Here is a 26999-nt window from a genome sequence, read left to right as displayed (position 1 = left end):
GCTCACGGCTCGTCGCACGGGGCGGGCGCGGACTCGGGCCCGGTCCCGGCGATCCGGGCGCGTTCGTCGGCCACGCGGGCGTCGCCGACGGCCCACAGGGTCGCCTCCCGGCCGCCCCGGACCACCCCGGCCAGCACGTGCTGCCCCTTGCGCGGGGCCGGGCTCGCGGCGTCGCCGAGGAGGAAGGCGACCTCCGACGGGCCGTGGGAGGGGCGGTAGGAGCGGGTCACGGTGAGCACGACACGGATCCGGGGGGCGTCCGTCCGCCGGTCCACCCCGGCCACGGTGCCCTCGGCGAGCAGCCGGTAGCAGGAGAGCGCCGCGCCGCTTCCTGCCTCGGCCGGGCCGTCCGCCCGGCTCTTCGCGTCGGCGCTCTTGTCCGAGCTCGCCGAGACACCGCCACCGGACCGCACCGCCACCCAGCCGAGCCCCGCCACCAGCCCGAGGGCCATCACCCCGGCCACCGAACCGAGCACCACCCGCGCCCCGCGCCGGACTCCGCCGGGCCGGCCCGGCCGCCGGACGCTCCGCGCCCGGCCGGGGGCCCGCGGCCCGCGGACCCCGGCGGCGCCGGGACCCCCGGCCCGGACACGACCGCCCCCCCGACCGCCCGCGGCGATCCCCTCCGCCGCGCCCGCGGCGGCACTCGCCGCCGGCCCGCCGTCGCCCTCGGACCCGGCCGGGTCCGCGCTGCGGGAAGACACGCTGCCCCCGCCCGGACCGTGCTGACCCGTGGCGGCCCCGGGCCCGGCCGGGCCGGTACCCGGACCGTCCGCCCCGCCCCGGCCGGGGTCGTGCGCGGCCGCCGAGGCCCCCGCCCGCCCGGCGTCCGTCGCCCCCGGTGCCGGTCGTTCCGTCTGGCGCTCCCCCGTCAGGGCCTCGGCGAGCCAGACCAGTTGGTCCCTCAGCACCGCCACGTCCGCCTCGGCCGACCGCCGCCGCGCGAGGAGGGCGGGGTCGTCGTGGGCGTCCGGCGGCAGCGGGTCGCCCGTGATCGCGGCCATCAGGGCGTCCATGCCGCCGTGCTCCCCGGTGTCCTCGTGTCCGGCGGGCATCTCACACCACCTCGTCCTCGTGCAGTCGCCGGCGCAAGGCGCGGACCGCCGTGTGCAGCCGGCTCTTGACCGTGCCCTCGGGAACGCCCAGCTCCTCGGCGATGCCGCGCACCGGCAGGTCCGCGAAGAAGCGCAGGACCAGGACCTGGCGCTGGGCGTCGGGCAGTTCGTCCAGCCCCCGGGCGACGGCGAGGGAGAGCACGCTGGTCTCCTCGCCCGACGGGTGCGCGGGCTCGCGCAGGGCCGCCAGCCGCTCCCCCAGCCGCTCCTGGCGCCGCTTGGCCCGGTGCCAGTCCATGGCGAGGTTGGAGGCGACCACCGCCGCCCAGGCCGACACGTCCCGCGGCGCCTCGCGCCCGCTCGCGGCCCGCTCCAGCAGCCGCAGACGGACCTGCTGCACCCCGTCCGGCAGGTCCGCCTGCGGCACCCCGCCGAGCGCGAGCACCGCCCGCACCCGGCGTTCCTGGGCCGCGTCCAGTGGGTCTCCGCCGGTACGGTCCGCACCGGCGTACGCCCCCTTGTCGCGGCGCGTCCTTCCGCGCAGCACAAGCCACCCCCTCACGCGTTTGCCCCTACGACGCACGAGGCGGCGGAAACGTTCGGCCGGACGCCGAGGACCCGGGAGGCGTACATCACACCACCGTGTGGGCGGTTCCCCGGCGGGCAGGGACCCCGCAGCACAGCTTCCGGCGCGGGGCCGCCGCCGGGGAAACATCTGCAGCTCAGCGCGGCGTACGACGGAGGTCCAGAACCGGACCCGGGGTGATCGCGTCTTACAGCGCGGGCAGGCGCCGCAAAGAATTGGACAGGTGGGCCGGGACTGGCCGCATGATGGAAAAGCCCCGGTCATGCGAAGGCAAGCAGCAACACACACAGAGGGAGTCGCCGTGAGGGTCGGAATCGTCGGAGCCACCGGTCAGGTCGGCACGGTCATGCGCAGGATCCTCGCGGAGCGGAACTTCCCGGTCACCACGCTGCGCCTGTTCGCCTCGGCCCGTTCGGCCGGGACCGTGCTGGACGGCGTGACGGTGGAGGACGCGGCGGCCGCCGACTACTCCGGCCTGGACATCGTGCTCTTCTCCGCGGGCGGCGCGACCTCCAGGGCGCTGGCCGAGAAGGTCGCCTCCCAGGGCGCCGTGGTGATCGACAACTCCTCGGCCTGGCGCCGCGACCCCGAGGTGCCCCTGGTGGTCGCCGAGGTGAACCCGCACGCCATCGCCGACCGGCCCAAGGGCATCATCGCCAACCCGAACTGCACCACCATGGCCGCGATGCCGGTCCTGAAGCCGCTGCACGAGGAGGCCGGCCTGGAGGCGCTGGTCGTCGCCACCTACCAGGCGGTGTCCGGCTCCGGCCTGGCGGGCGTGGCCGAGCTGCACGGGCAGGTGCAGAAGGTGGCCGCCGAGGCCGACAAGCTGACCCACGACGGCGCGGCGGTCGACTTCCCCGAGCCGCAGGTCTACAAGCGCCCCATCGCCTTCAACGTGCTCCCGCTGGCCGGCTCCATCGTCGACGACGGTCTGGGCGAGACCGACGAGGAGCAGAAGCTGCGCAACGAGTCCCGCAAGATCCTGGAGATCCCGGCCCTGAAGGTCTCCGGCACCTGTGTGCGCGTCCCGGTCTTCTCCGGTCACTCCCTCCAGGTCAACGCCCGTTTCGCCCGGCCGCTGAGCCCGGAGCGGGCGACCGAGCTGCTCGCGGGCGCCCCGGGCGTGGCCCTCTCCGACATCCCGACCCCGCTCGAGGCGGCCGGCCAGGACCCCTCGTTCGTCGGCCGCGTCCGCCGCGACGAGACCGTGGACAACGGCCTGGCGCTGTTCGTCTCCAACGACAACCTCCGCAAGGGCGCCGCGCTGAACGCCGTCCAGATCGCGGAGCTGGTGGCGGCCGAGCTGTCCGAGAAGTAGGCGCCCGTCGCACAGGGGGCGGTCACGTGCGCGTGACCGCCCCTTTCGCGTGCCCGGGCTCATCGCTTTCCCCGTGGCCGCCATGGAAGGATGGCGCAACCCACACATAACGAGGAGATGACCGCGTGCCTGGCACAAACCTGACTCGCGAAGAGGCGCGGCAGCGGGCGAAGCTGCTCACCGTTGACTCGTACGAGATCGATCTCGACCTCTCCGGCGCGCAGGAGGGCGGCACCTACCGGTCCGTGACCACGGTGCGCTTCGACGTGGCCGAAAGAGGCGCCACGTCCTTCATCGACCTGGTGGCCCCGGCCGTCCACGAGGTGACGCTGAACGGGGACTCGCTCGACCCCGCCGAGGTGTTCGCCGACTCGCGGATCGCGCTGCCCGAGCTGCTGGACGGGCGCAACGTCCTGCGTGTCGTCGCCGACTGCGCCTACACCAACACCGGCGAGGGCCTGCACCGCTTCGTGGACCCGGTCGACGAGCAGGCGTACCTATACACCCAGTTCGAGGTGCCGGACGCCCGCCGCGTCTTCGCCTCGTTCGAGCAGCCCGACCTGAAGGCGACCTTCCAGTTCACCGTGAAGGCCCCGGAGGGCTGGACGGTCATCTCCAACTCGCCGACGCCGGAGCCGCAGGAGAACGTCTGGGTCTTCGAGCCGACGCCCCGCATCTCGTCGTACATCACGGCGCTGATCGTCGGCCCGTACCACTCGGTGCACAGCGTGTACGAGCGGGACGGGCAGAGCGTGCCGCTCGGCATCTACTGCCGTCCCTCGCTGGCCGAGTTCCTGGACTCGGACGCCATCTTCGAGGTCACCCGGCAGGGCTTCGACTGGTTCCAGGAGAAGTTCGGGCTGGCGTACCCGTTCAAGAAGTACGACCAGCTCTTCGTGCCCGAGTTCAACGCCGGCGCGATGGAGAACGCGGGCGCGGTCACCATCCGCGACCAGTACGTCTTCCGGTCCAAGGTGACCGACGCGGCGTACGAGACGCGCGCCGAGACCATCCTGCACGAGCTGGCCCACATGTGGTTCGGCGACCTGGTCACCATGGAGTGGTGGAACGACCTGTGGCTGAACGAGTCGTTCGCCACCTACACCTCCATCGCCTGCCAGGCCGCCGCGCCCGGCTCCCGCTGGCCGCAGGCGTGGACGACGTTCGCGAACTCCATGAAGACCTGGGCGTACCGGCAGGACCAGCTCCCGTCCACGCACCCGATCATGGCCGACATCCGCGACCTGGACGACGTGCTCGTCAACTTCGACGGCATCACGTACGCCAAGGGCGCGAGCGTGCTCAAGCAGCTCGTCGCGTACGTCGGCGAGGACGAGTTCTTCAAGGGCGTGCAGGCCTACTTCAAGCGGCACGCGTACGGCAACACGCGCCTGTCCGACCTGCTGGGCGCCCTGGAGGAGACCTCCGGCCGCGACCTGAAGACCTGGTCGAAGCAGTGGCTGGAGACGGCCGGCATCAACGTGCTGCGCCCGGAGGTCGAGACGGACGCGGACGGCGTCATCACCTCCTTCGCCGTCCGCCAGGAGGCCCCGGCGCTGCCCGCCGGCGCCAAGGGCGAGCCGGTGCTGCGCCCGCACCGCATCGCGATCGGCGTGTACGAGCTGGACGGCGGCGGCAAGCTGGTGCGCACCGACCGGATCGAGCTGGACGTCGACGGCGAGCTGACGGCCGTACCGCAGCTCGCGGGCCGGCGCCGGCCGGCCGTCGTGCTGCTCAACGACGACGACCTGTCGTACGCGAAGGTCCGGCTGGACGAGGAGTCGCTGCGGACCGTCACCGAGCACCTCGGCGACTTCGAGGCCTCCCTGCCGCGCGCCCTGTGCTGGGCCTCGGCCTGGGACATGACCCGCGACGCCGAGCTGGCCACCCGGGACTACCTGTCGCTGGTGCTGTCCGGCATCGGCAAGGAGTCCGACATCGGTGTCGTGCAGTCGCTGCAGCGCCAGGTGAAGCTGGCGATCGAGCTGTACGCCGACCCGGCCGCCCGGGAGACCCTGCTGGCACGCTGGACCGACGCCACGCTGGCCCACCTGCGCTCGGCCGGCCCCGGCAGCGACCACCAGCTCGCCTGGGCCCGGGCGTTCGCGGCGACGGCCCGCACGCCGGAGCAGCTCGACCTGCTGGACGCGCTGCTGGACGGCTCGCAGACCATCGAGGGCCTGGTCGTCGACACGGAGCTGCGCTGGGCGTTCGTGGAGCGGCTCGCGGCGGTCGGCCGCTTCGACGAGGCGGAGATCGCGGCGGAGTACGAGCGGGACCGGACCGCGGCCGGTGAGCGGCACGCCGCCACCGCCCGGGCGGCCCGTCCGACGCCGGAGGCCAAGGCGGAGGCGTGGGCGTCGGTCATCGACTCCGACAAGCTGCCGAACGCCGTGCAGGAGGCCGTGATCGGCGGCTTCGTGCAGACCGACCAGCGGGAGCTGCTGGCGCCGTACACGGAGCGGTACTTCGAGGTCCTCAAGGACGTCTGGAACGCCCGTTCGCACGAGATGGCCCAGCAGATCGCGATCGGCCTGTACCCGGGGGTGCAGATCTCCGAGGACACGCTGGCCAGGACGGACGCCTGGCTGGCCTCGGCGGAGCCCGGCGCGGCCCTGCGCCGGCTGGTCTCGGAGTCCCGCTCGGGCGTCGAGCGCGCGCTGAGGGCCCAGGCGGCGGACGCGGCCACCGCGTAACGCCGAACGGCCACGAGGGCGCCCGGTCCGGCACCGGGCGCCCTTTTCCGGGCCAGCGTCCGCGGGCGGCGGGTTCGACGTCCGGATTCCGCCGGTGCGCGGTACGCCCGGCGGGCCACGCTGGCCGTATGACGACCTACACCGCACGGCCCCTGCCGGCCGCGGTCCTCGCGGAGCTGCGCGTCTCGGACGACGCGGGCCGCCCCATGACCGCCTTCGAGGACACGGAGGGCGGCGCACCGCTGCGCTGCTGCCTGCGCCGCAGCGCGCCGGGCGAGCGCGTCGCCCTGGTGTCGTACGCGCCCCTGCGCCGCTGGGCGGCCGCGACGGGCGCCGACCCGGGGGCCTACGACGAGCAGGGGCCGGTCTTCGTGCACGCCGGGGACTGCGCCGGGCCCGAGGACGGCGACGCGCTCCCCTTCACCGGCGCCCACCGCACGCTGCGCCGCTACTCCGCCGACGGCCGCATCCTCGGGGGCCGCCTCGTCGCGGACCCGGACGGCTTCGGACCGGCGTTCGCGGAGGCCTTCGCCGACCCGGAGGTGGCGCTGGTGCACGTGCGGGCGGTGGAGTACGGGTGCTTCCTGTACGAGGTGCGGCGTCCGTAGACCGCTGCGCTCCCGAGCTGCCCGGCCGCCGTCGCCGCGAACGCCAGGGCCATGCCGAGCGTCTGCACGGGGGTGAGCGCCTGCCCCAGGGCCGCCCAGCCGGTCACGGCGGCGGTCAGCGGGGAGAGCGGGCCGAGGAAGCCGGCCCGGGTGGCGCCGAGCCGGCCGATGCCGCGGAACCAGAGCCAGTAGGCGACCGCCGTGTTCGCCAGCGCCAGGTAGAGGTAACCGCCGACCGCGCGGCCGTCGAGCGCGGGCGGGGCGCCCTCGGCCAGCAGGGCGACCGGCGCGATGAGCAGGCCGCCGGCGGTGAGCTGCCAGCCGGTGAGGGCGAGCGGTCCGACGCCCTCGGGCCGGCCCCAGCGCCGGGTCAGCACGGTCCCCGCGGCCATCGAGGCGGTGGCGGCGACGGCGGCGAGCACCCCGGCCGCGTCCAGGGCGCCGGCGCCCTTGAGCACGACGAGGCTGACGCCGAGCGCGGCCACGGCTCCCGTGACCAGGGTGCGGGCGGTCGGCCGCTCCCGCAGCAGCAGTGCCGACAGGCCGACCACGAACAGCGGCCCGGCCGAGCCGACCACGGCGGCCATCCCGCCGGGCAGCCGGTACGCCGACACGAACAGCAGCGGGAAGAAGGCGCCGATGTTCAGCGCGCCCAGCGCGGCCGCCTTGGCCCACCAGATGCCGCGCGGCAGCACCCGGGTGAGGGCGAGCAGCAGCAGCCCGGCGGGCAGGGCCCGGACGAGGGCCGTGAACAGGGGGCGGTCCGGCGGCAGGAACTCGGTGGTGACGGCGTAGGTGGTGCCCCAGGAGACGGGGGCGAGGGCGGTGAGCAGGACGGTCGTGGGGCGCTTCATCACGGGCCCTTTCGCGAGTTCAGCAAGTGATAAGTAGCTTAGTCGCAAGCTACTTATCGTCAAGCTACTTTCTTGCCGACGACTGTCCCCTGCGGCGATACTCGGCACATGAACGCAGGCCGGCAGCAGCCCCACGACCCCGTCGACGCGATCATCGACCAGTGGGCGGCCGTCCGCCCCGACCTCGACACCCGGGCGATGGAGGTCTTCGGGCGCATCCACCGCCTGTCCCGCGCCATGGGCGACCGCATGGAGAAGGCCTACGAGCCCTTCGGCGTCTCCCGCGGCGAGTTCGACGTGCTGGCCACCCTGCGCCGCTCCGGCGAGCCGTACACCCTGTCCCCGCGGCAGCTCTCGGCGACCCTGATGCTCACCACCGGCGGCATGACCGGCCGCCTCGACAAACTGGAGCGGGCCGGGCTGCTGCGCCGCTCCCCCGACCCCCACGACCGCCGCGGGCTCCAGGTGACCCTGACCGAGAAGGGGCTGGACGTCATCGACCGGGCGGTCGGCGCGGGGCTCGCCGTCCAGACGGAGGCCCTGGCCCACCTGGACGACGAACAGGCCGGCCAACTGGCCGGCCTGCTGCGGGAGCTGCTCTCCGGGACACGGTAGGCGGGCGGGCCGCCGCCGGCGTGCCCGGAAACGCCGAGGGCGCCGGCCTCACCCGGGTACGGCGGTGTGCGCGTACCGGGGGAGAGCGGCGCCCTCGGCGGGACGGGGAGGCCGGTCAGGCCTTCGCCTCGCCCTTCACGTTGATGTTGGACGTCGTGCGGTCCTTCTTGGCGTGGGACTTGTCCAGCACCATGACCAGGCCCGCGATGACCACGAACAGGGCGATGGGCAGGAGCACATAGAGGCCCAGCGTCTGGATGACGCTCAGGCCGGGGCCGGGGTCGTCACCGTCGTCGCGGGTCAGCGCGAGCGCGGGGGACGACATGAGCAGCATCATCAGCGTCGTACCGGCGGCCAGGGCGCCGGCGCGCAGGGCGTTCTTCTTGTCCACACTCCCAAGTTAGCGAACCACCCGAACGGACGCGCGCCCGGGGTCCCCTACGCGGCCCTCACCGCCCCACCCCCTGCCTGAGCACGTCCAGCAGCGCCCGCAGCCGGGGCGAGGCCGCCAGCTCCTCCAGCGTCACCGGGCGGCCGTCCGAGTCGGCGACGGGCAGCCGCCAGTTCGGGTACTCGTCCCAGGTGCCGGGCAGGTTCTGCGGGCGGCGGTCGCCGACGCCGTCCGGGAGCCAGACGCCGACCAGCCGGGCCGGGGTGCGCAGCAGGAAGCGGTGGACGCCCTGGATCTCCGCCTCCTCGTCGCTGCCCGGCGGCCCGGCCGCCGGGCTGTCCAGCAGGCCGAGGCTCCCCAGCAGGGCGAGCCACTCCGCCGTGTCCGCGGCCGCCTCGGCGCTCTCCTCGGCGACGGAGCGGGTGAGCAGGCCCAGGCGGTCGCGCAGACCGACGTGGTCGCCGGTGAGCCGGGCGGCGGTGGGCGGCAGGTCGTGGGTGGTGGCGGTGGCCAGGCAGTCCGCGCGCCACCGCTCCGGGGGCAGCGGGCGGCCGTCGCCCTCCCAGTCCCGTTCGAACCAGAGCACGGAGGTGCCGAGCACCCCGCGCCGCTGCAGCCGCTCGCGCACCCCGGGCTCCACGGTCCCCAGGTCCTCGCCGATCACCACCGCCCCGGCCCGGAAGGCCTCCAGGGCGAGCAGGGCGAGCATGGCCTCGGCGTCGTGGCGGACGTAGGTGCCCTCGGTGGGCGGGCGGCCCTGCGGCACCCACCACAGCCGGAACAGGCCCATCACGTGGTCGATGCGCAGGGCGCCGGTGTAGCGGAACAGGGCGCGCAGCAGGTGGCGGTAGGGGGCGTGGCCGGAGGCGGCCAGCCGGTCGGGCCGCCAGGGCGGCAGCCCCCAGTCCTGGCCGTGGGCGTTGAAGGCGTCGGGCGGGGCGCCGACCGACATCCCGGCGGCGAAGTGGTCCTGCTGCGCCCAGGCGTCCGCGCCGTGGGGGTGCACGCCGACGGCGAGGTCGTGGATGATCCCGACGGTCATGCCGGCCTCCAGCGCGGTGCGCTGCGCGGCGCGGAGCTGACCGTCGGTGAGCCAGGCCAGGCGGGAGTGGAAGTCGACCCGGTCGGCGAGCTCGGCGCGGGCGTGAGCGGTCTCGGCGGAGCGCGGGTCGCGCAGGCCCGCGGGCCACAGGTGCCAGTCGGAGCCGTGCGCCTCGGCGAGCGCGTACCAGGTTGCGTGGTCCTCCAGGGCCTGCCCCTCCTCGGTGCGGAAGGCGTCGTAGGCGGCCTGCCGTCCCGGTCCGAGGGGCACGGCGAGGACCAGTTCCAGCGCCTCGCGCTTCAGCTCCCACACCGCGTCCCGGTCGATGAGGGCGCCCTTGTCGAGGACGTCGGCGCGCAGCCGCGCGGCGCGGTCCAGCAGGTCGCGGACCCGGTCCTGGTCCTCGACCTGGGCGAACTCGTCGATCAGCTCGACGCGCAGATGCACCGGGTCGGGGAAGCGGCGGGAGGAGGGCCGGTACGGCGAGGGGTCGGTCGGAGCGCCGGGCACGGCCGCGTGCAGCGGGTTGACCTGCACGAACCCGGCACCGGCGGTGCGTCCGGCCCAGCCGGCCAGCTCGGCGAGGTCACCGAGGTCGCCCATGCCCCAGGAGCGCCGGGAGAGCAGCGAGTACAGCTGGACGAGCAGGCCGTAGGAGCGGGTGGCCGGGGTCGGCAGCCGGTCGGGGGCGACGACGAGATGGGCGTGCCCGGTGCGGCCGTCGGGCGCGACGGCGGTCACCCGGTGCGCTCCGAGCGGCAGTCCCTCGGCCGTGTCCCGCGTCTCGCCCTGTTCGGTCTCGACGGTGAGGCGGGTGCCGGCGGGCAGCGCGGCGAGGGCGGCCGGGCCGCCCGGGTCGCCGGACCAGTGCACGACCGTCGGTGGGAGCAGCCGCTCGCGCAGCTCGCGCTCCCGTTCGGCGAGCGCGGCGCGGACCGCGTCCGGGGTGCCCGCTTCGACGCCGAGGGCGGCCAGGGCGGCCACCACGGCGGAGGCGGGGACGTCGACCGTGCGGTCGGGGGCGGGGCGGTAGGACGTGTCCACCCCGTGCAGTGCGGCGAGCCGGGCCAGCTCCTCGTCGGCGGCCGCGGTCATCTACAGTCCCGCGCCGAAGAAGTCGGGGATCGGGTCGGACTCGCCGGTCAGCGGGGCGGCCTCGGCGAGCGGGGGCTCGCTGGTCAGGGGTTCGGCGTCGGGCAGGGGCGGCTCGCTGGTCAGCGGAGCCTCCACGCAGGCGCTCTCCGCGCTGAAGACGCACAGCCGCGCGTCGTCGGTCTCGGCGGACTGCTCCGCCAAGGGTTTCCACTGGGCCGGAATGGTGGGATGAGCCGGTGCGGCCACGGGGGCCTCCTTCTCTCTCGGTCGCTTGCCGCGGCTAGCGGTGGTCAGGGCAGGCCTACCCCGCGAGGCCGAAGCCACTCGCCCCGCCGCCCGGGCACGCGTGTGCGCGTCCGGTGAACCGATGCCGGGCGCGTGATCGATAGAGGGAGTGTGAGACTGTTCCGCCCCGTGGGGGGCCAGCGGGAGAAGGACGGGGACGCGGCGCTGCTGCGGGCCGTCGCGGCGGGCGACGCGGCCGCCATGGCCGATCTGTACGACCGGCACGCCGGCTGGGTGCACGCGCGATTGAGCAGGCGCTGCGCCGATCCGGAGGTCGTCCGGGAGGTGCTGCAGGACACGTTCGTCACCGTGTGGCGGTCGGCGGCCGGGCACCGCGGCCAGGAGACCGGCGGCTGGCTGTGGACGATCGCGGCACGGCGGCTGGTCGACGCGCGGCGGGCGCAGGAGCGGGCCGCGCGGGTGGCGGGCGCGCCGCTGGAGTCGGCGGACGGCGTCCACGAGCCGGCCGCCGCGCCCTCCGCCGAGGACAGGGTGCTGGCCGGTCTCGAGTACGGGGACGTCGGCGCCGCGCTGGACCGGATCTCCCCCGAGCTGCGCGAGGTGCTGCGCGCGACCGTCGTCGACGGGCTGAGCACCCGGGAGGCGGCCCGGCTGCTCGGCATACCCGAGGGCACCGTCAAATCCCGCGCCCGGCGCGCCCGTACGGAGCTGCGGTCCGCGCTGGCCCATCTGAACCCGTCCCCGCTGGGAGGCACGGCATGACCCACGGCGACCCGCACGTCTGGCACGCCTCACCCCGCCTCGTCGCCCGTTACGCCGACGGCTCCCTGGCCGAGCCGGACGCGTGGTCCCTGGAGAAGCACTTGGAGGACTGCCCCGGCTGCGCGGCGCTGGTGTCGCGGGCGGTGCGCGGCACGGCGGCCGGCGCGGTGCTCGACGAGGTCCGCGGGGCGGTGCTGGCAGCGGCGCCCGCGGGGGAGGCCCGCTCCGTGGCGCCCCCGGCCCCGGCGCTGCCCCGGATCGCCCGGCTGCTCTGGGCCGCCGGGCCGGCCGTGCGGGGAGCCTGGCTGCCGGCCGTGCTGCTCGTCGCGGTGGCGGCGATGGCCCTGGGGTACGGGGGCGGCGTGCCCGGCGCGCGGGCGCTGCTGCTGGCGATCGCGCCGGTGGTGCCCGTGGCCGGGGTCGCGCTGTCCTACGGGCCGCACGCCGACCCGCTGTACGAGGTGGCCGCGGCCAGTCCGGCCGGCGGGCTGCGGCTGGCGCTGACCCGGACGGCCGCCGTGCTCGCGGTGAGCCTGCCGCCGCTGACCCTGACCGGGCTGCTGCTGCCCGCATCCGGCGCCCCGGCCGCCGCGGCCTGGCTGCTGCCGGGGCTGGCCCTGACCCTGGGCACGCTGGCCCTGGCCTCCTTCGTCGGCTGCCGGGCGGCGTCCGGGGTCACGGCCGGGGGCTGGCTGTGCGCCGTCGGCGCCCCCGTGCCCGGCGCTCCGGGCGGCGAGGTCACCACGCGCCTGGCCGAGCAGCTCTCGCGTTGCTTCGACGGCGCGGCGGCACAGGGCGCGTGGGCGGCGGCCGCCGTCCTGAGCGCCGCCCTCCTCACCGCCCGCCGCCAGGCCTACGACCGACCGCTTCACCGCTGAAGCCCGCCCCTGCCGCGTCACCCGGCACGTGACGGCGTCGCCCACGACCGCCTGATCCACGCGGCAGCAGGAGTCCCCGGCCGGACGGCCGGGCCACCAGGCCGGGAGCGCTCCCGGCCTGGTGGCCCCGTCGCCGCCGGGCCCCTGCGCCCCGACCGCCCGACCGACCGAACCACCCCGAGCACCAGGACCCACGACCCCGCCGACCGGCATGACCCGTGGCCAGACAGCCGCCCTCACCGGAACGGCCCGCGACCGCCGGGCCGTCCCGAAAGCCACCGGCCGGCCGGACCGACGCCCCACCCGCAACCAACCGAACCACCCGGGCAACAGGACCCGCGACCAGCCGAGCCGCCCCGGCGGACTCAGCCGGCCCGCACCCGGCCCGGCACGCGGCCCCCGCCGCACCGCCCGGCGCCGTACGCGCTCACGACCGTCCGATCACCCCACCCCCCGGTGACCACCGCCACCCGTGGCCGTCACCGGCAGCCATCTCTGGAGACCTCTTGAGTTCCATACTCGTGTCCGGCCTGTGGGTCCGGCATCGGAAGCATCTCGCGCTGGACGGCGTGGATCTGGACCTCGGCACCGGTGTGCACGGGCTGCTCGGGCCGAACGGCGCCGGGAAGACCTCGCTGATCCGGGTTCTGGCCACCGTGGCCCGGCCGTCCGCCGGGCGGGTGGAGATCCTCGGCCAGGACACCGCCGGGCACCGCGGACGGTCCGCGGTCCGGCGGGACCTCGGCTATCTGCCGCAGGAGTTCGGCTACTACCCGGGCTTCACGGTGCGGGAGTTCGTCGGGTACGTGGCCTGGCTGAAGGAGATGCCCGCCGCGCGGGTCCCGGCCGCCGTGGCGGAAGCGGTGGCCCGGGTCGGCCTCGCGGACCGCGCCGACGCGAAGATCCGCACCCTCTCCGGGGGCATGGTCCGCCGGGTCGGCATCGCCCAGGCGATCGTCAACGAGCCGGGCGTGCTGCTGCTGGACGAGCCCACCGCCGGTCTCGACCCCGAGCAGCGCGTGGAGTTCCGCGAACTGCTGCGCGAGCTCGGCGCCTCGGCCACGGTGGTGGTCTCCACCCACCTGGTGGAGGACGTGGCCGCCGCCTGCACGGAGGTCACCCTGCTCGACGGGGGCCGGATCGCCTACCGCGGCACCCCGCGCACGCTCACGCTGCTGGGCGAGACCTCGGGCGGGCCGGGCGACCACCCGATCGAGCGCGGCTACACGGCCGCGCTGCGGGCCCACCGCGACGGCGCGCGGACGAGGGAGTCGGTGCGATGAGCCTCGTGACCGACCGCGGAACACCGGTTCCCGCCCTGCGGGCCCCCCGTCCGCTGCGCGCCGAGGCCGTGCGCGGGTTCGCGCCCTTCGCCGGGGCCGCCGTACTGCTCACCGTCGGCGTCCTGCTGGCCGGCTCGGCCGCCCGCTGGCAAGGCGGCTGGGCGGAGACCGCCGCCCAGACGCACATCACCGTCCTGATCGCCGCGCCGCTGGCCGCCGCGGCGGGCTGCTGGCAGGGCGGGCGGGAGCGGCGACGCCGTACCGAGGAGCTGTGGGGGACGGTCGTCCGGTCGCCGCTCGCCCGTTTCCTGGCCTCGGCCCTGCCCGTCGCGCTCTGGACGGCGGCCGGCTACCTGGCCGCGGCCGGCCTGGCGATGCTCGCCACCTGGCGGTACGCACAGGGCGACCGCCCGCACCCCGGCCTGCTGCCGGGGGACACCGTCGTGGTGGCGGCGGCCGCGCTGCTCGGGCACGTGGTGGGCCGCGTCGTCCCCACCCGGCTGGCCGCACCGCTGCTGGCGATCGCGGGGTACGCCGGGCTCGGCCTCGCGTCGATGAGCCGCTCGGGTTCCGCACGGCATCTCAACCCGGCGTTCTCCGTCACGACCACCGGCGTCCCGGTGTGGTGGCAGCCGGTGTCGATGGCCGTATGGACGGCGGGCCTGGCGTTCGCCGCCGTGCTGGCGTACGCGGCGCGGCGCCGGGTGACGGCCCTGCTGCCGCTGGCCGCCGCCGTCGCGGCGGGGGCGGTGCTGACGCAGACCGGGGACGGACTGTGGCGCGAGGCGCCGCTCGCGCACCGCCAGGTGTGCGACACCTCCACCACCCCGGCGGTCTGCGTGAACGCCCGGTACGCGGGGATGCTGCCGCAGGTCACCGAGGCCCTGTCGGGGATCACGGGCAGGCTCGAAGGGGTGCGGAACCTGCCGGTGCGGTGGGAGGCGCGCGACCAGGAGTCGCACGGCGCCGAGGCGCAGCTGCCGGCTTTCACACCGCTCGGCTGGTCGGTGGTACGGGGCCGGCTCACCGATCCGCGGCAGTTCGCGTGGGAGGCGACGGCGGCCCTGCAGCGGCGCCCCGACTGCTCGCACCCCACGGAGCGGAAGTCCCTGGCCGACGACGCCGTGGAGACCTATCTCGCCCCCAGCCCGGCGCAGAAGCACTTCGACGACATGGACGCCCGTGGCGACGCGGCTCACCGCGCCGGGCTGCGCAAGCGCCTCGCCGCCCGGGCCGCGCTGGCCGCCATGGGCGCGCAGGAGCGCCGGGACTGGCTGTCGGCGTACTTCGCGACGGCGGGCACCTGTGACGTGAAGGGGGTGCCAGCGCTGTGACCGGTCCCCTCCTCTACGCCCGCTCCCGCGCCCTGCCCCTCACCCTGCTCGCGCTGGCCGGCACCACCGCCTTCGCGGTGTGGGCCGCGGGCAGCCTGGACGCCTACCTCGACCCCTACCGCCGGGTGCCGGTGGTCGCCCTGGCCCCGCTGCTGGCGGCCGCCGTGATCGGCACCAGCCTGTACTCGGCGTCCGACGAGCTGGACCGGACGGCCGTACGGCCCTGGTGGCCGCGGCGGCTGGCGCAGCTCGGGGCGCTGACCGCGCTGGCGGCGGTGCTGCTGCCGCTGGCGGTGCTGGGGCACGCGGAGACCTTCGGGCCGCCCGCGGTCGTCCGCAACACGCTCGGCTGCACCGGCGTCACGGCCGCGGCGGCCGCCGTGCTGGGCGCCCGGCTGAGCTGGCTGCCCGCGTTCGGCTATGTGACGGCCGTCTATCTGGCCTCCTCGGGGGCGCGCGGACGAGCGGTCACGGTGTGGGCGTGGCCGATGCAACCCGGTGCGCAACCGGGCGCCTGGGCCGCGGCGCTGACCGCTTTCGTGGTGGGCGCCGCGCTGTACGCGGTGCGCGGGGCGCGTGCCGAAGGGCCCCGCGGCTGAACGAGGAGCCGTCCGGCCGCGGGGTGCGCGAAGGCCCGGAACCGTCAGGCTGAGATGCCGTCGATCCGGGCCATGGCGTCGTCCGCGCCGTACGGCTGCAAGTAGGGCAGCCAGCGCGGGTCCCTGTGGCCGGTGCCGATGATGCGCCAGGCCAGACCGGTGGGCGGGGCGGGTTTGTGGCGCAGCCGCCAGCCGATCTCGACGAGGTGCCGGTCGGCCTTCACGTGGTTGCAGCGGCGGCACGAGGCCACCACGTTGTCCCAGACGTGCTTGCCCCCGCGGCTGCGCGGGATGACGTGGTCGACGCTGGTTGCGACGCCACCGCAGTACATGCACCGGCCCCCGTCGCGCGCGAACAGCGCGCGGCGGGTGAGAGGAACGGGCCCCCGGTAGGGAACCCGCACGAAACGCTTCAGCCGGACCACGCTGGGCGCGGAGACTGTGACGGTCGCGCTGTGCATAAAGGCGCCGGATTCCTCGAGGGAGACGGCCTTGTTCTCCAGGACGAGGACGAGCGCGCGGCGGAGCGGTACGACGCCGAGCGGCTCGTACGACGCGTTGAGGACCAGGACGTGCGGCACGGGTGCCTCCTTGGGCGTCGGCGGCGCGTGGCTCGCGCCGGGACGATCTGCAGTCAGTCTCCCCTCATGCCTGGTGAACGCGCCACCATGTCCCGGTAACGGGCTGGGAGTGTTTTCGACCACACCTGATGTGTCCCCCGGATCATGGCGTGTTCAAGCCCAGGTGAGACCCGTCTCCCTTGGGCGGAACGGCGCGGAGCACACACGATGCCCCGTTAGTGTGTTGGTTCTGTCCGCCCGGTGACCTTTTCGTGATCGCGAAGACCTTGACCGCCCCGCCGGAGCGGACCGCGCAGCACCATGGAGGTACCCGCCGTGTCCTTGCCCGCCGTCCTCACGGCCGCCGGTGCGACTCCCTCGCCGTCCCCCTCGGGTTCGGCGACGCCGGCCGTTCCCAGCCTGCAGGACGCCCAGGAGCACGCGACGAACGCCGCGAGCTGGGTGGAGCAGAACTGGTCGACCTGGCTGGCGATGGGCCTGCAGATCGTGCTCGTCGTGGTCGTGGCCGTGGCGCTCAGAGCGGTGGTGCGGCGGGCGATCACCAAGCTGATCGAGCGCATGACCCGGACCGCGCAGGCCGCGGAGGGCAGCGCGCTGGGCGGGCTGCTGGTCAACGTCGAGCGGCGCCGTCAGCGGGCGGCGGCGATCGGCTCCGTGCTGCGCTCGGTGGCCAGTTTCCTGATCCTCGGCACGGCCGCGCTGATGGTGCTGTCCACCTTCAGGATCAACCTGGCGCCGCTGCTGGCCTCGGCCGGTGTGGCGGGCGTGGCGATCGGTTTCGGCGCCCGGAACCTGGTCACGGACTTCCTCTCCGGTGTCTTCATGATCCTGGAGGACCAGTACGGCGTCGGCGACGTCATCGACGCGGGTGTGGCCGCGGGCGAGGTGATCGAGGTCGGGCTGCGGGTGACCAAGCTGCGCGGTGACGGCGGTGAGATCTGGTACGTCCGCAACGGCGAGGTCAAGCGGATCGGCAACCTCTCGCAGGGCTGGGCCACCGCCGGGGTCGACGTGACCGTGCGGGCGAGCGAGGACCTGGACCGGGTGAAGGCCGTCCTGGACGAGGTCGCCGAGAAGATGAGCAAGGAAGAGCCCTGGAACGAGCTGCTCTGGGGTCAGGTCGAGGTGCTGGGCCTGGACAGCGTGCTGATCGACTCCATGGTCATGCGGCTCACCGCGCGGACCATGCCCGGCAAGTCGGTCGCCGTGGAGCGCGAGCTGCGCTGGCGGGTCAAGCGGGCCTTCGACGCGGCGAGCATCCGCATCGTGGGCGGCGCGACCGCCGTGGAGGACGTCGAGGACGCCCCGGACCCGGCCGCGGCGGTGGCGGCGCCGTCGGTGTACGCCAACGCCGAGTCCCCGCAGTCCGTGGCCGCGGCCCCGATCGCCACCCAGCGCCCGGCCCCTCCGGGCAAGTAGCGCGGCGCCGCAGGCGCCCTGCCCCCTCCTGACTCCCGCCCCCGAGGCGACGACTCCGTCGCCTCGGGGGCGTCGTCTATTGACGCCCTCTTCGTCCTGGGCTTACGTTCCTCCCACGCCAATAGGAAAGTTTCCTAACAGTGATCTTCCGGGCGCCCGTTGATCAAGGCTGGACGTCATGCCCAGGTCACTGAAAAGCTGGGCAGTTGGAAAGGCAGGTGTCGACCGCATGGCAGGAACCGCCGGTACGCCGGGCACCCCGCGGGTCCTGCGCGCCATGAACGACCGCGCCGCGCTGGACCTCCTCCTGGAGCACGGCCCGCTGTCCCGCACCCGCATCGGCAAGCTCACCGGCCTGTCCAAGCCGACCGCGTCCCAGCTCCTGGCCCGGCTGGAGGCGGCCGGGCTGGTCCGGGTCACCGGCACCAGCGAAGGGCGGCCGGGCCCGAACGCCCAGCTCTACGCCGTGAACCCGGGCGCCGCGTACGCGGCCGGGCTCGACGTCACCCCGCACCGCATCCGCGCCGCCGTCGCGGACGTCACCGGCCGCACGGCCGGCGAGTACGAGCTGCCCACCCCGGGCCGGCGTCCGGCCCGGCCCGTCGTGCAGCAGGTCACCGAGGCCCTCGACGGCGCCGTTAAGGCCGCGGGCCTCGCCCGGTCCGACGTGCACCGGCTGGTCATCGGCACCCCGGGCGCCTTCGACCCGGGCACCGGCCGGCTGCGCTACGCCTCGCACCTGCCCGGCTGGCACTCCCCCGCCCTCCTGGACGAACTCGCCGCCGCGCTGCCGATGCCGGTCGAGTACGAGAACGACGTCAACCTCGTCGCCATCGCCGAACAGCGGCTCGGCGCGGCCCGCGGCCACACGGACTTCGTCCTGCTGTGGAACCAGGAGGGCATGGGCGCCGCCCTGGTCCTCGGCGGCCGGCTGCACCGCGGCTGGACCGGCGGCGCCGGCGAGGTCGGCTTCCTGCCCGTGCCGGGCACGCCCCTGGTGCGCCAGGTGACCAAGGCCAACAGCGGCGGCTACCAGGAGCTGGCCGGCTCCCAGGCCGTACCGAAGCTGGCCCGCGAACTCGGCGTCGGCGACGTGCCGGCGGGCCCGTACCCCGAGGTGGCCGCCGCCCTCCTGGCGCGGGCGGCCGACCACGCCGGCGGGCCGCACCGGGAACTGCTGCGGACCTACGCGACCCGGCTGGCCACCGGTCTCGCCTCGCTGGTCTCCGTCCTCGACCCCGAACTCGTCGTCCTCAGCGGCTCCGCCCTGACGGCCGGCGGCGAGGTGCTGCGCGCCCTCGTCCAGGCCGAGCTGGAGGAACTCGCCGCGGCCCGCCCCCGGCTGGCCGTCGGCGACGTGACGGAACACCCCGTGCTGCGCGGCGCGCTGGAGTCCGCGCTCGCGACCACCCGCGACGAGGTCTTCGACACCTCGCGCTGAGCGCCCGAGCCCCACCGAAGCACTCCCCCGAGCCCCACCGAAGCACTCCCTCCTCACCCACCCCGTCCCCGGGAGACCCCGCCATGCCCACAGCCGTACCCGGAACCGCCCGAAAAGCGGCCTTCGCCCTGACCGCCTCGCTCGCCCTGCTCACCACCGCCTGCACCGGCCAGTCCGGCTCCGGCGCCTCCGACGACGCCTCCAAGGAGACGACGATCAACTTCTGGCACGCCTGGAGCGCGCCGAACGAGGTCAAGGCGGTGAGGTCCCTGGTCGCCGGGTTCGAGAAGGCGCACCCCAACATCCATGTGAACGTGGTCGGCAACATGACCGACGACAAGATCAACCAGGCGCTGCGCACCGGCGGCGACCGGGCCCCCGACGTGATCTCCTCGTTCACCACCAACAACGTCGGCAAGTTCTGCTCGTCGGGCGCGCTCATCGACCTGAACCCGTTCTTCGAGAAGGCGGGCATCGACCCGGAGACGACCTTCCCGAAGGCCATGAACGAGTACACCCGGTTCGAGGGCGACCGCTGCACGGCGCCGCTGCTGGGCGACGCCTACGGGCTCTACTACAACAAGACGGCGTTCCGGAAGGCCGGCATCACGGCCCCGCCGAAGACCTGGTCGGAGTTCGAGGCCGACGCCAAGAAGCTCACCGTCTCCCGGGGCGGCACCTACGAGCAGCTCGGCTTCATGCCGGACTACCACGGCTGGGAGTCGACCACCGAGCACTACTTCGGGCAGTTCTCGCCGACCTACTTCGACAAGGACGGCAAGTCGGCCCTGGCGAAGGACCCCGCCTTCGAGAAGGGCTTCACGCTGCAGAAGCGGCTCGTGGACGAACTCGGCGGATTCCAGAAGCTGGAGAGGTTCCGGGCCACCCTCGGCGACGAGTGGGGCGCACGGCACCCCTTCCACACCGGGCAGGTCGCCATGCAGCTCGACGGCGAGTGGCGGCTGGGCATGGCCGAGGAGGCCAAGCCAGGGTTCGAGATCGGGGTGGCCCCGCTGCCGGTCCCGGACGATCAGGCCGACCAGTACGGCAAGGGCTACATCACCGGCACCATCACCGGCATCGCCGCCACCAGCCACAAGCAGAACGCGGCCTGGGAACTGCTGAAGTACATGACCACGGACACCGACGCGGTGGTCGGCTTCGCCAACGACATCCACAACGTGCCCTCCACCCTGGCCGCGCTGAAGTCGCCGAAGCTCCGGTACGACCCGCGCTTCAAGACCTTCCTGGACATCGCCGCCGACCCGAACTCCACCACCACCCCCGCCTCGGTCAACGGCGGCGTCTACCTGGTGACGATCCAGCAGTTCGGGTACGACTACGAGAGCGGCAAGGTCACCGATCTGAAGGCCGGCCTGAGGAAGACGGCCGCCCAGATCGACACGGACATCGCGCAGGCGAAGTAGCCATGGCGACCACCACGCTGGGCTCCAGGCGCCGCAGGGCGGCGCTGCGCACGGCGGCCTTCATGTCGCCCTGGCTGATCGGCTTCGCGGTCTTCTTCGCGTACCCGCTGATCTCGACGGTCTACTTCTCCTTCATGCACTACGACGGCTTCCGGCCGCCGACGTGGAGCGGCACGAAGAACTGGACCTACGTCTTCGAGCACTACCCGCTGTTCTGGCCGGCGCTGCGCAACACCCTGTGGCTGGTGGTGGTGATGGTGACGCTCCGGGTCGTCTTCGGGCTCGGGGTCGGGCTGCTCATCACCAGGATCAGGACGGGGGCCGGCGTCTTCCGCACCCTGTTCTACCTGCCCTACCTGGCCCCGCCGGTCGCCGCGACCATGGCCTTCGCCTTCCTGCTCAACCCCGGCACGGGCCCGGTCGACTCCATCCTGGAGCGGATCGGCGTCCCGGCGCCCGGCTGGTTCGGCGACCCGGCCTGGTCCAAGCCGGCCCTGACCCTGCTCGCCCTGTGGGGCATCGGCGACCTGATGGTCGTCTTCATGGCCGCGCTGCTCGACGTGCCGGCGGAGCAGTACGAGGCGGCCGAGCTGGACGGCGCCTCGGCGTGGCAGCGCTTCCGCTACGTCACCCTGCCGAACATCTCCCCGATCGTGATGTTCGCCGTGGTCACCGGCGTGATCCAGACGATGCAGTACTACACGCAGCCGCTGATCGCGGGAAAGGTCGCCTCGGGCGTGATCCAGGGCGCGGGCACCCAGTTCGAGCCCGGCTACCCGGACAAGTCCACCCTCACCCTCCCCCAACTCGTCTACAACCTCGGCTTCCAGCGCTTCGACTACGGCTCGGCGTGTGTCGTCGCACTGGTCCTGTTCGCCCTGTCGATGGCGTTCACCGCGCTGTTGATGCGGCGCCGGGGCGGCCTCGTCCAGGCAGGTGACTGACCATGACCCAGGTACTGGAGAAGCCGGTGCGGACGGCCCAGGCCGTCCCGGGCGCCGAGCGCGCGGCACGGCGCCGGGCGCTGCTGGAGTGGATCGCGGTGCACTCCCTCGGCGTCGCCGCGGCGCTCTTCTTCACCCTCCCCTTCGTCTTCGTGTTCCTCACCTCCCTGATGAGCGACAGCCAGGCACTGAGCCGGGACCTGATCCCGCACACCTGGGAGTGGGGCAACTACCGCCAGGTCCTCGCCACCCCGGGCTTCCTCACCTGGTGGAAGAACACGCTGATCTACGCCGGGCTCGGCACCGTGCTCACCGTGGCGTCCTCGATACCCGTGGCGTACGCGCTGGCCAAGTTCCGCTTCCGGGGCCGGAATCTGTCCCTCATGCTGGTGATCTCGATGATGATGCTGCCCCCGCAGGTGGTCGTCATCCCGATGTACCTGTTCTGGGCCAAGCAGCTCGGCCTGTCGGGCACCCTGTGGCCGCTGATCGTCCCGATGGCGTTCGGGGACGCGTTCTCCATCTTCCTGCTGCGCCAGTTCCTGATGACGATCCCGAACGAGTACGTGGACGCCGCGAAGGTGGACGGCTGCGGCGACCTCAGGACCCTGGTGCGGGTGGTGCTGCCGATGGCGAAGCCCGGCATCGCCGCGGTGGCCCTCTTCCAGTTCTTCTACGCCTGGAACGACTACTTCGGCCCGCAGATCTACGCCTCCGAGAACCCCGGCGCCTGGACGCTGAGTTACGGCCTGGAGTCCTTCAAGGGCGCCCACCACACCGACTGGAACCTCACCATGGCAGCCACCGTGCTGGTCATGGCCCCCGTGATCCTCGTGTTCTTCTTCGCGCAGAAGGCGTTCGTCGAGGGCGTCACCCTCACCGGAGTAAAGGGTTGATCCACGTATGAAACTCACCGTGGTCGGCGGCGGCTCGACCTACACCCCCGAACTCGTCGACGGCTTCGCCCGGCTCAGGGACACCCTGCCGGTCGAGGAACTCGTCCTCGTGGACCCGGACGCCGGACGCCTGGAGCTGGTGGGCGGCCTGGCCCGCCGGATCTTCGCGAAGCAGGGCCACACCGGCCGTGTCGTCACCACCGCCGACCTGGACGCGGGCGTGGACGGCGCCGACGCCGTACTGCTCCAGCTCCGGGTCGGCGGTCAGGCCGCCCGGCAGCAGGACGAGACGTGGCCGCTGGAGTGCGGCTGCATCGGCCAGGAGACGACCGGCGCGGGCGGCCTCGCCAAGGCGCTGCGCACGGTCCCGGTCGTGCTGGACATCGCCGAGCGCGTGCGCCGTGCCAACCCGCGCGCCTGGATCATCGACTTCACCAACCCGGTCGGCATCGTCACCCGCGCCCTGCTGGAGGCCGGGCACCGGGCGGTCGGACTGTGCAACGTGGCGATCGGGCTGCAGCGCAAGTTCGCGGCCCTGCTGGGCACCGACCCCAAGGACGTGCACCTGGACCACGTGGGCCTGAACCATCTGACGTGGGAGACGGGAGTGCGGCTCGGCGGACCCGAGGGCGCGGACGTCCTGCCCGAACTGCTCGCCCGGCACGGCGACGCCGTCGCCGCCGACCTGCGCCTGCCCCGGCCCCTGCTGGACCGCCTCGGCGTGGTCCCGTCCTACTACCTGCGCTACTACTACGCCCACGACGAGGTGGTGCGGGACCTGCGCACCAAGCCCTCCCGGGCGGCGGAGGTCGCGGCCATGGAGCGCGAACTGCTGGAGATGTACGCCGACCCGGCGCTGGACGAGAAGCCGGCGCTGCTCGCCAAGCGGGGCGGCGCCTTCTACTCGGAGGCGGCCGTCGACCTGGCGGCGGCCCTGCTGGGCGGCGGCACGGGAAGCCCGTACCAGGTGGTCAACACGCTCAACCGGGGCACCCTGCCCTTCCTCCCGGACGACGCGGTGATCGAGGTGCAGGCGGCGGTGGGCCCGTCCGGCGCCACGCCCCTCGCGGTGCCGGACCTCGACCCGCTGTACGCCGGCCTGGTGGCGAACGTGACGGCGTACGAGGAACTGGCCCTGGAGGCGGCCCTGCGGGGCGGCCGCGACCGGGTCTTCCGCGCCCTGCTGGCCCACCCCCTCGTCGGCCAGTACGAGTACGCCGAAGCCCTCACCGACCGGCTGGTCGCGCACAACCGGGAGCACCTCGCGTGGGCCTGATCCCGACCGTCCTCGCCATCGACGCGGGCAACAGCAAGACCGACGTGGCCGTGGTCACCGCCCGGGGCGAGGTGCTGGCCACGGCCCGCGGCGGCGGCTTCCGCCCGCCGGCGGTGGGCGTCGAGGCGGCGGTGGACGCCCTCGCCGAGCCGGTCGCGCGGGCGTTCGCGGCCGCGGGCGCGGCCTCCGCCTCGCATGTCTCCGCCTGCCTCGCCAACGCCGATCTGCCGGTGGAGGAGGAGCAGTTGGCGGCCGCGCTGCACGCGCGCGCGTGGGGCGCCTCGGTGGAGGTGCGCAACGACACCTTCGCGATCCTGCGGGCGGGCGTGCGCGAGCCGCGGGGCGTGGCCGTGGTGTGCGGCGCGGGCATCAACTGCGTCGGGATGCGCCCCGACGGCCGCACCGCCCGCTTCCCGGCCATCGGGCGCATCTCCGGCGACTGGGGCGGCGGCTGGGGCCTAGCCGAGGAGGCCCTGTGGCACGCGGCCCGCGCGGAGGACGGCCGGGGCGAGGCGACCGAACTGGCCCGCACGCTGCCCGCGCACTTCGGCCTGCGCTCCATGTACGCCCTCATCGAGGCCCTGCACCTGGGGCACGTCGAGCACGGCCGCCGGCACGAGCTGACGCCGGTGCTGTTCCGCACGGCCGCGCACGGGGACCGGGTCGCCCGCTCCCTCGTGGACCGCCTCGCCGAGGAGGTCGCAACGATGGCCACGGTGGCGCTGACCCGGCTGGACCTCCTCGGCGAGCAGACCCCGGTCCTGCTGGGCGGCAGCGTGCTGAGCGCCGGTCACGCCCGGCTCGACGACGGCGTGCGCGACCTGCTGGCGTCGCGCGCACCCAAGGCGGACGTCCGCGTGGTCACGGCCGCCCCGGTGCTCGGCGCGGCCCTCCTGGGCCTGGACCGTCTGCGCGCGGGGGAAGCGGCCCTGGAACGGGCCCGGGCCCACTGGGAGACCGGCCGGCGCTGAGGCCGGCCGGGCCGCTCCGGGGCAGGCGGCGAGGGAACCGAACAGGTGCCCACGGCGTATTCATGGGCAGGGGACGCCGCGATCCCATCAAGATCCAGCGAAGGCCGGTGCGGATGTCGGTCCGGGCCGCAATACTTGGCGGCGAACGGATGACCATGGGGGAGGTCAGGTGACACACCTGCCGAGGAGCAGCACGGCACCGCCGCCGGCGGGCTCCGCCGTGCCCGCGATCCCCTCGCAGCCCCTGCCGCCGGCGCCGGCCGCCCGGCCGGGCCCGCCCCCGGCGCCCCGCCGTACCGCCTTCGCCGAGGGCGTCGACCGGCTCCGGTCCGCGGCGACCACCGAGCCGGGGCGGCTGCGCATCATCGGCGCCGTACTCGCCGTGCTGGTCGTCGCGTTCGGCGCGGTCACCGCCTGGCAGACCGCCGAGCGCGCGGCCGCCGCCGACGACGTGCTGCACAGCAGCCAGCCGCTCAGCTCCGGCGCCGCCGACATATACCGCTCACTGGCCGACGCCAACACGGCGGCCTCCAGCGGCTTCCTGGCGGGCGGCCAGGAGACCGCCGACTCGCGGGACCGGTACGAGAAGGACATCCGCACCGCGGCCGCCGGCCTCGTCACCGCCGCCGCCAACTCCGAGCCGGGCTCGCCGTCGGAGGCGGCCGTCGCCAGGCTGAACAAGCTGCTGCCCGAGTACAAGGGCCTCGTGGAGCGCGCCCGCACCTACAACCGGCAGGGCTATCCGGTCGGCGGCGCCTATCTGCGGTACGCGAACGAGAAGATGCAGAAGGAGATGCTCCCGGCGGCGGAGGACCTCTACAAGAAGGAGAACCAGCGGCTGAACGCCGACTACGGGGACGCGACGCCCTACCCGTGGGCGGCGATCGCGCTCGGCGTGCTCGCCCTGGCCGCGCTCGGCTGGGCCCAGCACCGCACCTACCGGCGCACCAACCGCGTCCTCAACCACGGCCTGGTGGCCGCCTCCGCCGCCACCGCGGCGGCCCTGCTGTGGCTGGTGGTCGGGCACACGGTCGCCAGGTCGGGGCTCAACGGGTCCTACGACAACGGCGTCCGCTCGCTGAACGTCCTGCACGACGCCCGCATCGCCTCCCTGAAGGCGCGGGGCAACGAGAACCTGAGCCTGGTGGCGCGCGGCGCCGAGACCGTCACGGTGGGCGGGCAGACGTACGACGCCTACTACTACGACTTCGACCGGGACATGGGCGTGCTCGCCAAGGGCCTCAGCGACGCCCGCGGGCTCGCCGACGACAGCGCGGGCACCGGTCCGGTCAAGGCGGCCGAGGGCAACATGGCGGTGTGGAAGCAGCGCCACGCCTCGGCCCGCACCGAGGACGAGAACGGCAACTACCAGCAGGCGCTGGACAAGGTGATCGGCGGCGCGGACGCCACCGGCGCGTGCTTCGACAGCGTGGACCGCAACATCGCCCTGGCCATCGGCCACGAGCAGACAGAGTTCCGGCAGGCCGCCGGCGACGGACGCGACGCGATGACGGGGCTGCCCGTCGGCGCCGCCGTGCTGGGTGTGCTCGGCGCGGCGGGCGCGGTGGCCGGCGTCGGACGCAGGCTTTCGGAGTACCGGTGACAGGGGGCGTGACGATGTACGCGAGCCGTGTGCGGGCCTCCCTGCGGGGCTGGGGCGGGGTCGGCTCGATGGCCGTGCTGTGCGCGCTCGCGCTGGCCTTCGCGCTGCTGCTGCCGTGCACGCGGCCGCGGCACGACGACGGCGGCGTGCGGGCCGCCGGCCCGGGCGTCGCCCACGGCAGCCAGGCGCGCGCCGGCGACTGCAAGGACTCCGAGGCGCAGAAGCAGACGCTGTCCCCGTCCGGCGCGGACGGCCGGACCATCGACGCCATCAAGTCCCGTACGGGCGCCAAGCGCAAGCTGGTCGTCGGCGTCGACCAGAACAGCTACCACTGGGGCTACCGCAACCCCAACACCGAGACCGCCCAGCTCGAGGGCTTCGACATCGACCTCGTCCACAGAATCGCCGAGGACATCCTCGGCGACCCGGACGCGGTGCAGTTCAAGGCCATCCCGACCAGCCAGCGCATACCGGCGATCAAGGACGGCCGGGTGGACATGGTGGTCCGCACGATGACCATCAGCTGCGAGCGCCTGGACGACGTGGCGTTCTCCGCGCCCTACTTCAAGACCGGCCAGCAGGTGCTGGCCCCCAAGTCGTCCTCCGTGAAGGGCTACGACGGCACGCTCGCGCACAAGAGGATCTGCACGGCCTCCGGTTCCACCGCCTACGGCAAGCTGAAGGCCGACCGGGACGCGGGCGACCTGCCCGCCTCCACCGACATCTCCACCACCGTCCCCAGCCAACTCGACTGCCTGGTACGGCTCCAGCTCGGCGAGGTCGACGCGGTGGTCACCGACGGCGCCCTCGCCGCCAGCCAGGCCGCGCAGGACCCGACGGTCGCCCTGAAGGGTGACGCGTTCACCACCGAGTACTACGGCGTGGCGATGAAGAAGGACGCCGACGATCTGGTACGCCGGGTCAACCGCATCCTGGTCGACTACCGCGCGGACGGCTGGCAGGCGTCGTACAACAGGTGGCTGTCGGCCACACTGGGGAAGGACTCGGCCCCGTCCGAACCGCCCGCGCCGCAGTACCTGCGCAAGAGCTGAACCCGACCCGATCCAGGCCAACCA

The 26999-nt window shown here is 74.2% G+C and carries 24 protein-coding genes and 1 pseudogene; 18 read left to right on the top strand and 7 right to left on the bottom strand.

The window, feature by feature from the left end; all coding sequences use genetic code 11:
- Positions 1–2 precede the first annotated feature (2 nt).
- Both ACFYU0_RS10260 and ACFYU0_RS10255 read right to left on the bottom strand, forming a co-directional pair.
- On the bottom strand, positions 3–1055 hold the full coding sequence (locus tag ACFYU0_RS10260) for a hypothetical protein (RefSeq protein WP_389299436.1): 1053 nt from the start codon (positions 1053–1055) through the stop codon (positions 3–5).
- Position 1056: 1 nt separating this feature from the next.
- Complete coding sequence (locus ACFYU0_RS10255; protein WP_351660159.1) at positions 1057–1602, bottom strand: sigma-70 family RNA polymerase sigma factor; 546 nt, start codon at positions 1600–1602, stop codon at positions 1057–1059.
- Positions 1603–1942: 340 nt separating this feature from the next.
- On the opposite strand from ACFYU0_RS10255, the gene ACFYU0_RS10250 reads away from it, so the two are divergent.
- The 3 genes from ACFYU0_RS10250 to ACFYU0_RS10240 all read left to right on the top strand — a co-directional run bounded on the left by ACFYU0_RS10250 (position 1943) and on the right by ACFYU0_RS10240 (position 6266).
- Complete coding sequence (locus ACFYU0_RS10250; RefSeq protein ID WP_389299434.1) at positions 1943–2962, top strand: aspartate-semialdehyde dehydrogenase; 1020 nt, start codon at positions 1943–1945, stop codon at positions 2960–2962.
- Positions 2963–3087: 125 nt separating this feature from the next.
- Entirely contained in the window at positions 3088–5658 is a 2571-nt protein-coding gene (pepN, locus tag ACFYU0_RS10245; RefSeq protein ID WP_389299433.1) for an aminopeptidase N, read from the top strand.
- 128 nt (positions 5659–5786) lie between these two features.
- Entirely contained in the window at positions 5787–6266 is a 480-nt protein-coding gene (locus ACFYU0_RS10240; RefSeq protein ID WP_389299430.1) for a DUF1203 domain-containing protein, read from the top strand.
- 11 nt (positions 6267–6277) lie between these two features.
- Here ACFYU0_RS10240 and ACFYU0_RS10235 read toward each other — a convergent pair.
- Positions 6278–7120: pseudogene (locus ACFYU0_RS10235) on the bottom strand (EamA family transporter); the annotation flags it as partial.
- A 108-nt stretch (positions 7121–7228) separates the two neighbouring features.
- Between ACFYU0_RS10235 and ACFYU0_RS10230 the strand changes: the two are divergent.
- Entirely contained in the window at positions 7229–7735 is a 507-nt protein-coding gene (locus ACFYU0_RS10230; RefSeq protein ID WP_351659210.1) for a MarR family transcriptional regulator, read from the top strand.
- Positions 7736–7850: 115 nt separating this feature from the next.
- Here ACFYU0_RS10230 and ACFYU0_RS10225 read toward each other — a convergent pair whose 3' ends face one another.
- The 3 genes from ACFYU0_RS10225 to ACFYU0_RS10215 are packed head-to-tail and all read right to left on the bottom strand — an operon-like array spanning position 7851 to position 10509.
- The gene (locus tag ACFYU0_RS10225) at positions 7851–8126 is read right to left on the bottom strand and encodes a hypothetical protein (RefSeq protein WP_351659207.1); all 276 of its coding nucleotides are present in this window, start codon (positions 8124–8126) and stop codon (positions 7851–7853) included.
- Positions 8127–8184: 58 nt separating this feature from the next.
- Positions 8185–10263, bottom strand: a complete 2079-nt coding sequence (gene malQ / locus ACFYU0_RS10220) for a 4-alpha-glucanotransferase (protein WP_389299426.1) — start codon at positions 10261–10263, stop codon at positions 8185–8187.
- The gene (locus tag ACFYU0_RS10215; RefSeq protein ID WP_351659201.1) at positions 10264–10509 is read right to left on the bottom strand and encodes a hypothetical protein; all 246 of its coding nucleotides are present in this window, start codon (positions 10507–10509) and stop codon (positions 10264–10266) included.
- 150 nt (positions 10510–10659) lie between these two features.
- Here ACFYU0_RS10215 and ACFYU0_RS10210 point away from each other — a divergent pair, with 150 nt between their 5' ends.
- The 5 genes from ACFYU0_RS10210 to ACFYU0_RS10190 all read left to right on the top strand — a co-directional run bounded on the left by ACFYU0_RS10210 (position 10660) and on the right by ACFYU0_RS10190 (position 15365).
- Positions 10660–11271, top strand: coding sequence for an RNA polymerase sigma factor (locus ACFYU0_RS10210; RefSeq protein ID WP_351659198.1), 612 nt, complete (start codon positions 10660–10662; stop codon positions 11269–11271).
- On the top strand, positions 11268–12149 hold the full coding sequence (locus ACFYU0_RS10205) for a zf-HC2 domain-containing protein (RefSeq protein ID WP_389299423.1): 882 nt from the start codon (positions 11268–11270) through the stop codon (positions 12147–12149). The genes ACFYU0_RS10210 and ACFYU0_RS10205 overlap by 4 nt, the downstream gene beginning before the upstream one ends.
- Positions 12150–12670: 521 nt before the next feature.
- Positions 12671–13432, top strand: coding sequence for an ATP-binding cassette domain-containing protein (locus tag ACFYU0_RS10200; RefSeq protein ID WP_389299938.1), 762 nt, complete (start codon positions 12671–12673; stop codon positions 13430–13432).
- Positions 13429–14766 (top strand): hypothetical protein, encoded by a 1338-nt coding sequence (locus ACFYU0_RS10195; protein WP_389299420.1) that lies wholly within the window; start codon positions 13429–13431, stop codon positions 14764–14766. The genes ACFYU0_RS10200 and ACFYU0_RS10195 overlap by 4 nt, the downstream gene beginning before the upstream one ends.
- Positions 14763–15365, top strand: coding sequence for a hypothetical protein (locus ACFYU0_RS10190; protein WP_351659191.1), 603 nt, complete (start codon positions 14763–14765; stop codon positions 15363–15365). Before ACFYU0_RS10195 ends, ACFYU0_RS10190 begins: the two co-directional genes overlap by 4 nt.
- Positions 15366–15409: 44 nt before the next feature.
- Here the strand turns inward: ACFYU0_RS10190 and ACFYU0_RS10185 are convergent, their stop codons facing one another.
- Positions 15410–15946, bottom strand: a complete 537-nt coding sequence (locus tag ACFYU0_RS10185; RefSeq protein ID WP_199210575.1) for an HNH endonuclease — start codon at positions 15944–15946, stop codon at positions 15410–15412.
- Between the two features lie 315 nt (positions 15947–16261).
- Between ACFYU0_RS10185 and ACFYU0_RS10180 the strand changes: the two genes are divergently transcribed.
- The 9 genes from ACFYU0_RS10180 to ACFYU0_RS10140 all read left to right on the top strand — a co-directional run bounded on the left by ACFYU0_RS10180 (position 16262) and on the right by ACFYU0_RS10140 (position 26975).
- Positions 16262–17365 (top strand): mechanosensitive ion channel family protein, encoded by a 1104-nt coding sequence (locus tag ACFYU0_RS10180; RefSeq protein ID WP_389299416.1) that lies wholly within the window; start codon positions 16262–16264, stop codon positions 17363–17365.
- 229 nt (positions 17366–17594) lie between these two features.
- Positions 17595–18806, top strand: a complete 1212-nt coding sequence (locus tag ACFYU0_RS10175; RefSeq protein ID WP_351659185.1) for an ROK family transcriptional regulator — start codon at positions 17595–17597, stop codon at positions 18804–18806.
- Positions 18807–18889: 83 nt separating this feature from the next.
- Entirely contained in the window at positions 18890–20233 is a 1344-nt protein-coding gene (locus ACFYU0_RS10170) for an ABC transporter substrate-binding protein (RefSeq protein WP_389299413.1), read from the top strand.
- Positions 20234–20235: 2 nt separating this feature from the next.
- The gene (locus ACFYU0_RS10165; protein ID WP_351659179.1) at positions 20236–21177 is read left to right on the top strand and encodes a sugar ABC transporter permease; all 942 of its coding nucleotides are present in this window, start codon (positions 20236–20238) and stop codon (positions 21175–21177) included.
- A 2-nt stretch (positions 21178–21179) separates the two neighbouring features.
- Entirely contained in the window at positions 21180–22073 is an 894-nt protein-coding gene (locus ACFYU0_RS10160) for a carbohydrate ABC transporter permease (protein WP_389299410.1), read from the top strand.
- Between the two features lie 7 nt (positions 22074–22080).
- On the top strand, positions 22081–23349 hold the full coding sequence (locus ACFYU0_RS10155) for a 6-phospho-beta-glucosidase (RefSeq protein WP_351659173.1): 1269 nt from the start codon (positions 22081–22083) through the stop codon (positions 23347–23349).
- Positions 23340–24320 carry an N-acetylglucosamine kinase gene (locus tag ACFYU0_RS10150; protein ID WP_389299407.1) on the top strand — a complete coding sequence of 327 codons (981 nt, stop codon included), beginning with the start codon at positions 23340–23342 and terminating at the stop codon, positions 24318–24320. The genes ACFYU0_RS10155 and ACFYU0_RS10150 overlap by 10 nt, the downstream gene beginning before the upstream one ends.
- Before the next feature lie 169 nt (positions 24321–24489).
- Positions 24490–25923 carry a hypothetical protein gene (locus tag ACFYU0_RS10145; RefSeq protein WP_389299404.1) on the top strand — a complete coding sequence of 478 codons (1434 nt, stop codon included), beginning with the start codon at positions 24490–24492 and terminating at the stop codon, positions 25921–25923.
- A gap of 14 nt (positions 25924–25937) precedes the next feature.
- Positions 25938–26975, top strand: a complete 1038-nt coding sequence (locus tag ACFYU0_RS10140) for a glutamate ABC transporter substrate-binding protein (protein ID WP_389299401.1) — start codon at positions 25938–25940, stop codon at positions 26973–26975.
- Positions 26976–26999: the final 24 nt, after the last annotated feature.

It is taken from the genome of Streptomyces sp. NPDC003720, from assembly GCF_042875075.1.
Lineage (GTDB): Bacteria > Actinomycetota > Actinomycetes > Streptomycetales > Streptomycetaceae > Streptomyces.
This window is presented reverse-complemented; position numbering and strand designations above follow the sequence as displayed.

Excerpts from the sequence above, each read along its gene's own strand:
- ACFYU0_RS10260 (WP_389299436.1), bottom strand. The coding sequence starts at position 1,055 with ATGCCCGCCGGACACGAGGACACCGGGGAGCACGGCGGCATGGACGCC.
- ACFYU0_RS10240 (WP_389299430.1), top strand. The coding sequence starts at position 5,787 with ATGACGACCTACACCGCACGGCCCCTGCCGGCCGCGGTCCTCGCGGAG.
- ACFYU0_RS10230 (WP_351659210.1), top strand. The coding sequence starts at position 7,229 with ATGAACGCAGGCCGGCAGCAGCCCCACGACCCCGTCGACGCGATCATC.
- malQ (WP_389299426.1), bottom strand. The coding sequence starts at position 10,263 with ATGACCGCGGCCGCCGACGAGGAGCTGGCCCGGCTCGCCGCACTGCAC.
- ACFYU0_RS10205 (WP_389299423.1), top strand. The coding sequence starts at position 11,268 with ATGACCCACGGCGACCCGCACGTCTGGCACGCCTCACCCCGCCTCGTC.
- ACFYU0_RS10195 (WP_389299420.1), top strand. The coding sequence starts at position 13,429 with ATGAGCCTCGTGACCGACCGCGGAACACCGGTTCCCGCCCTGCGGGCC.
- ACFYU0_RS10175 (WP_351659185.1), top strand. The coding sequence starts at position 17,595 with ATGGCAGGAACCGCCGGTACGCCGGGCACCCCGCGGGTCCTGCGCGCC.
- ACFYU0_RS10170 (WP_389299413.1), top strand. The coding sequence starts at position 18,890 with ATGCCCACAGCCGTACCCGGAACCGCCCGAAAAGCGGCCTTCGCCCTG.
- ACFYU0_RS10165 (WP_351659179.1), top strand. The coding sequence starts at position 20,236 with ATGGCGACCACCACGCTGGGCTCCAGGCGCCGCAGGGCGGCGCTGCGC.
- ACFYU0_RS10160 (WP_389299410.1), top strand. The coding sequence starts at position 21,180 with ATGACCCAGGTACTGGAGAAGCCGGTGCGGACGGCCCAGGCCGTCCCG.
- ACFYU0_RS10155 (WP_351659173.1), top strand. The coding sequence starts at position 22,081 with ATGAAACTCACCGTGGTCGGCGGCGGCTCGACCTACACCCCCGAACTC.
- ACFYU0_RS10140 (WP_389299401.1), top strand. The coding sequence starts at position 25,938 with ATGTACGCGAGCCGTGTGCGGGCCTCCCTGCGGGGCTGGGGCGGGGTC.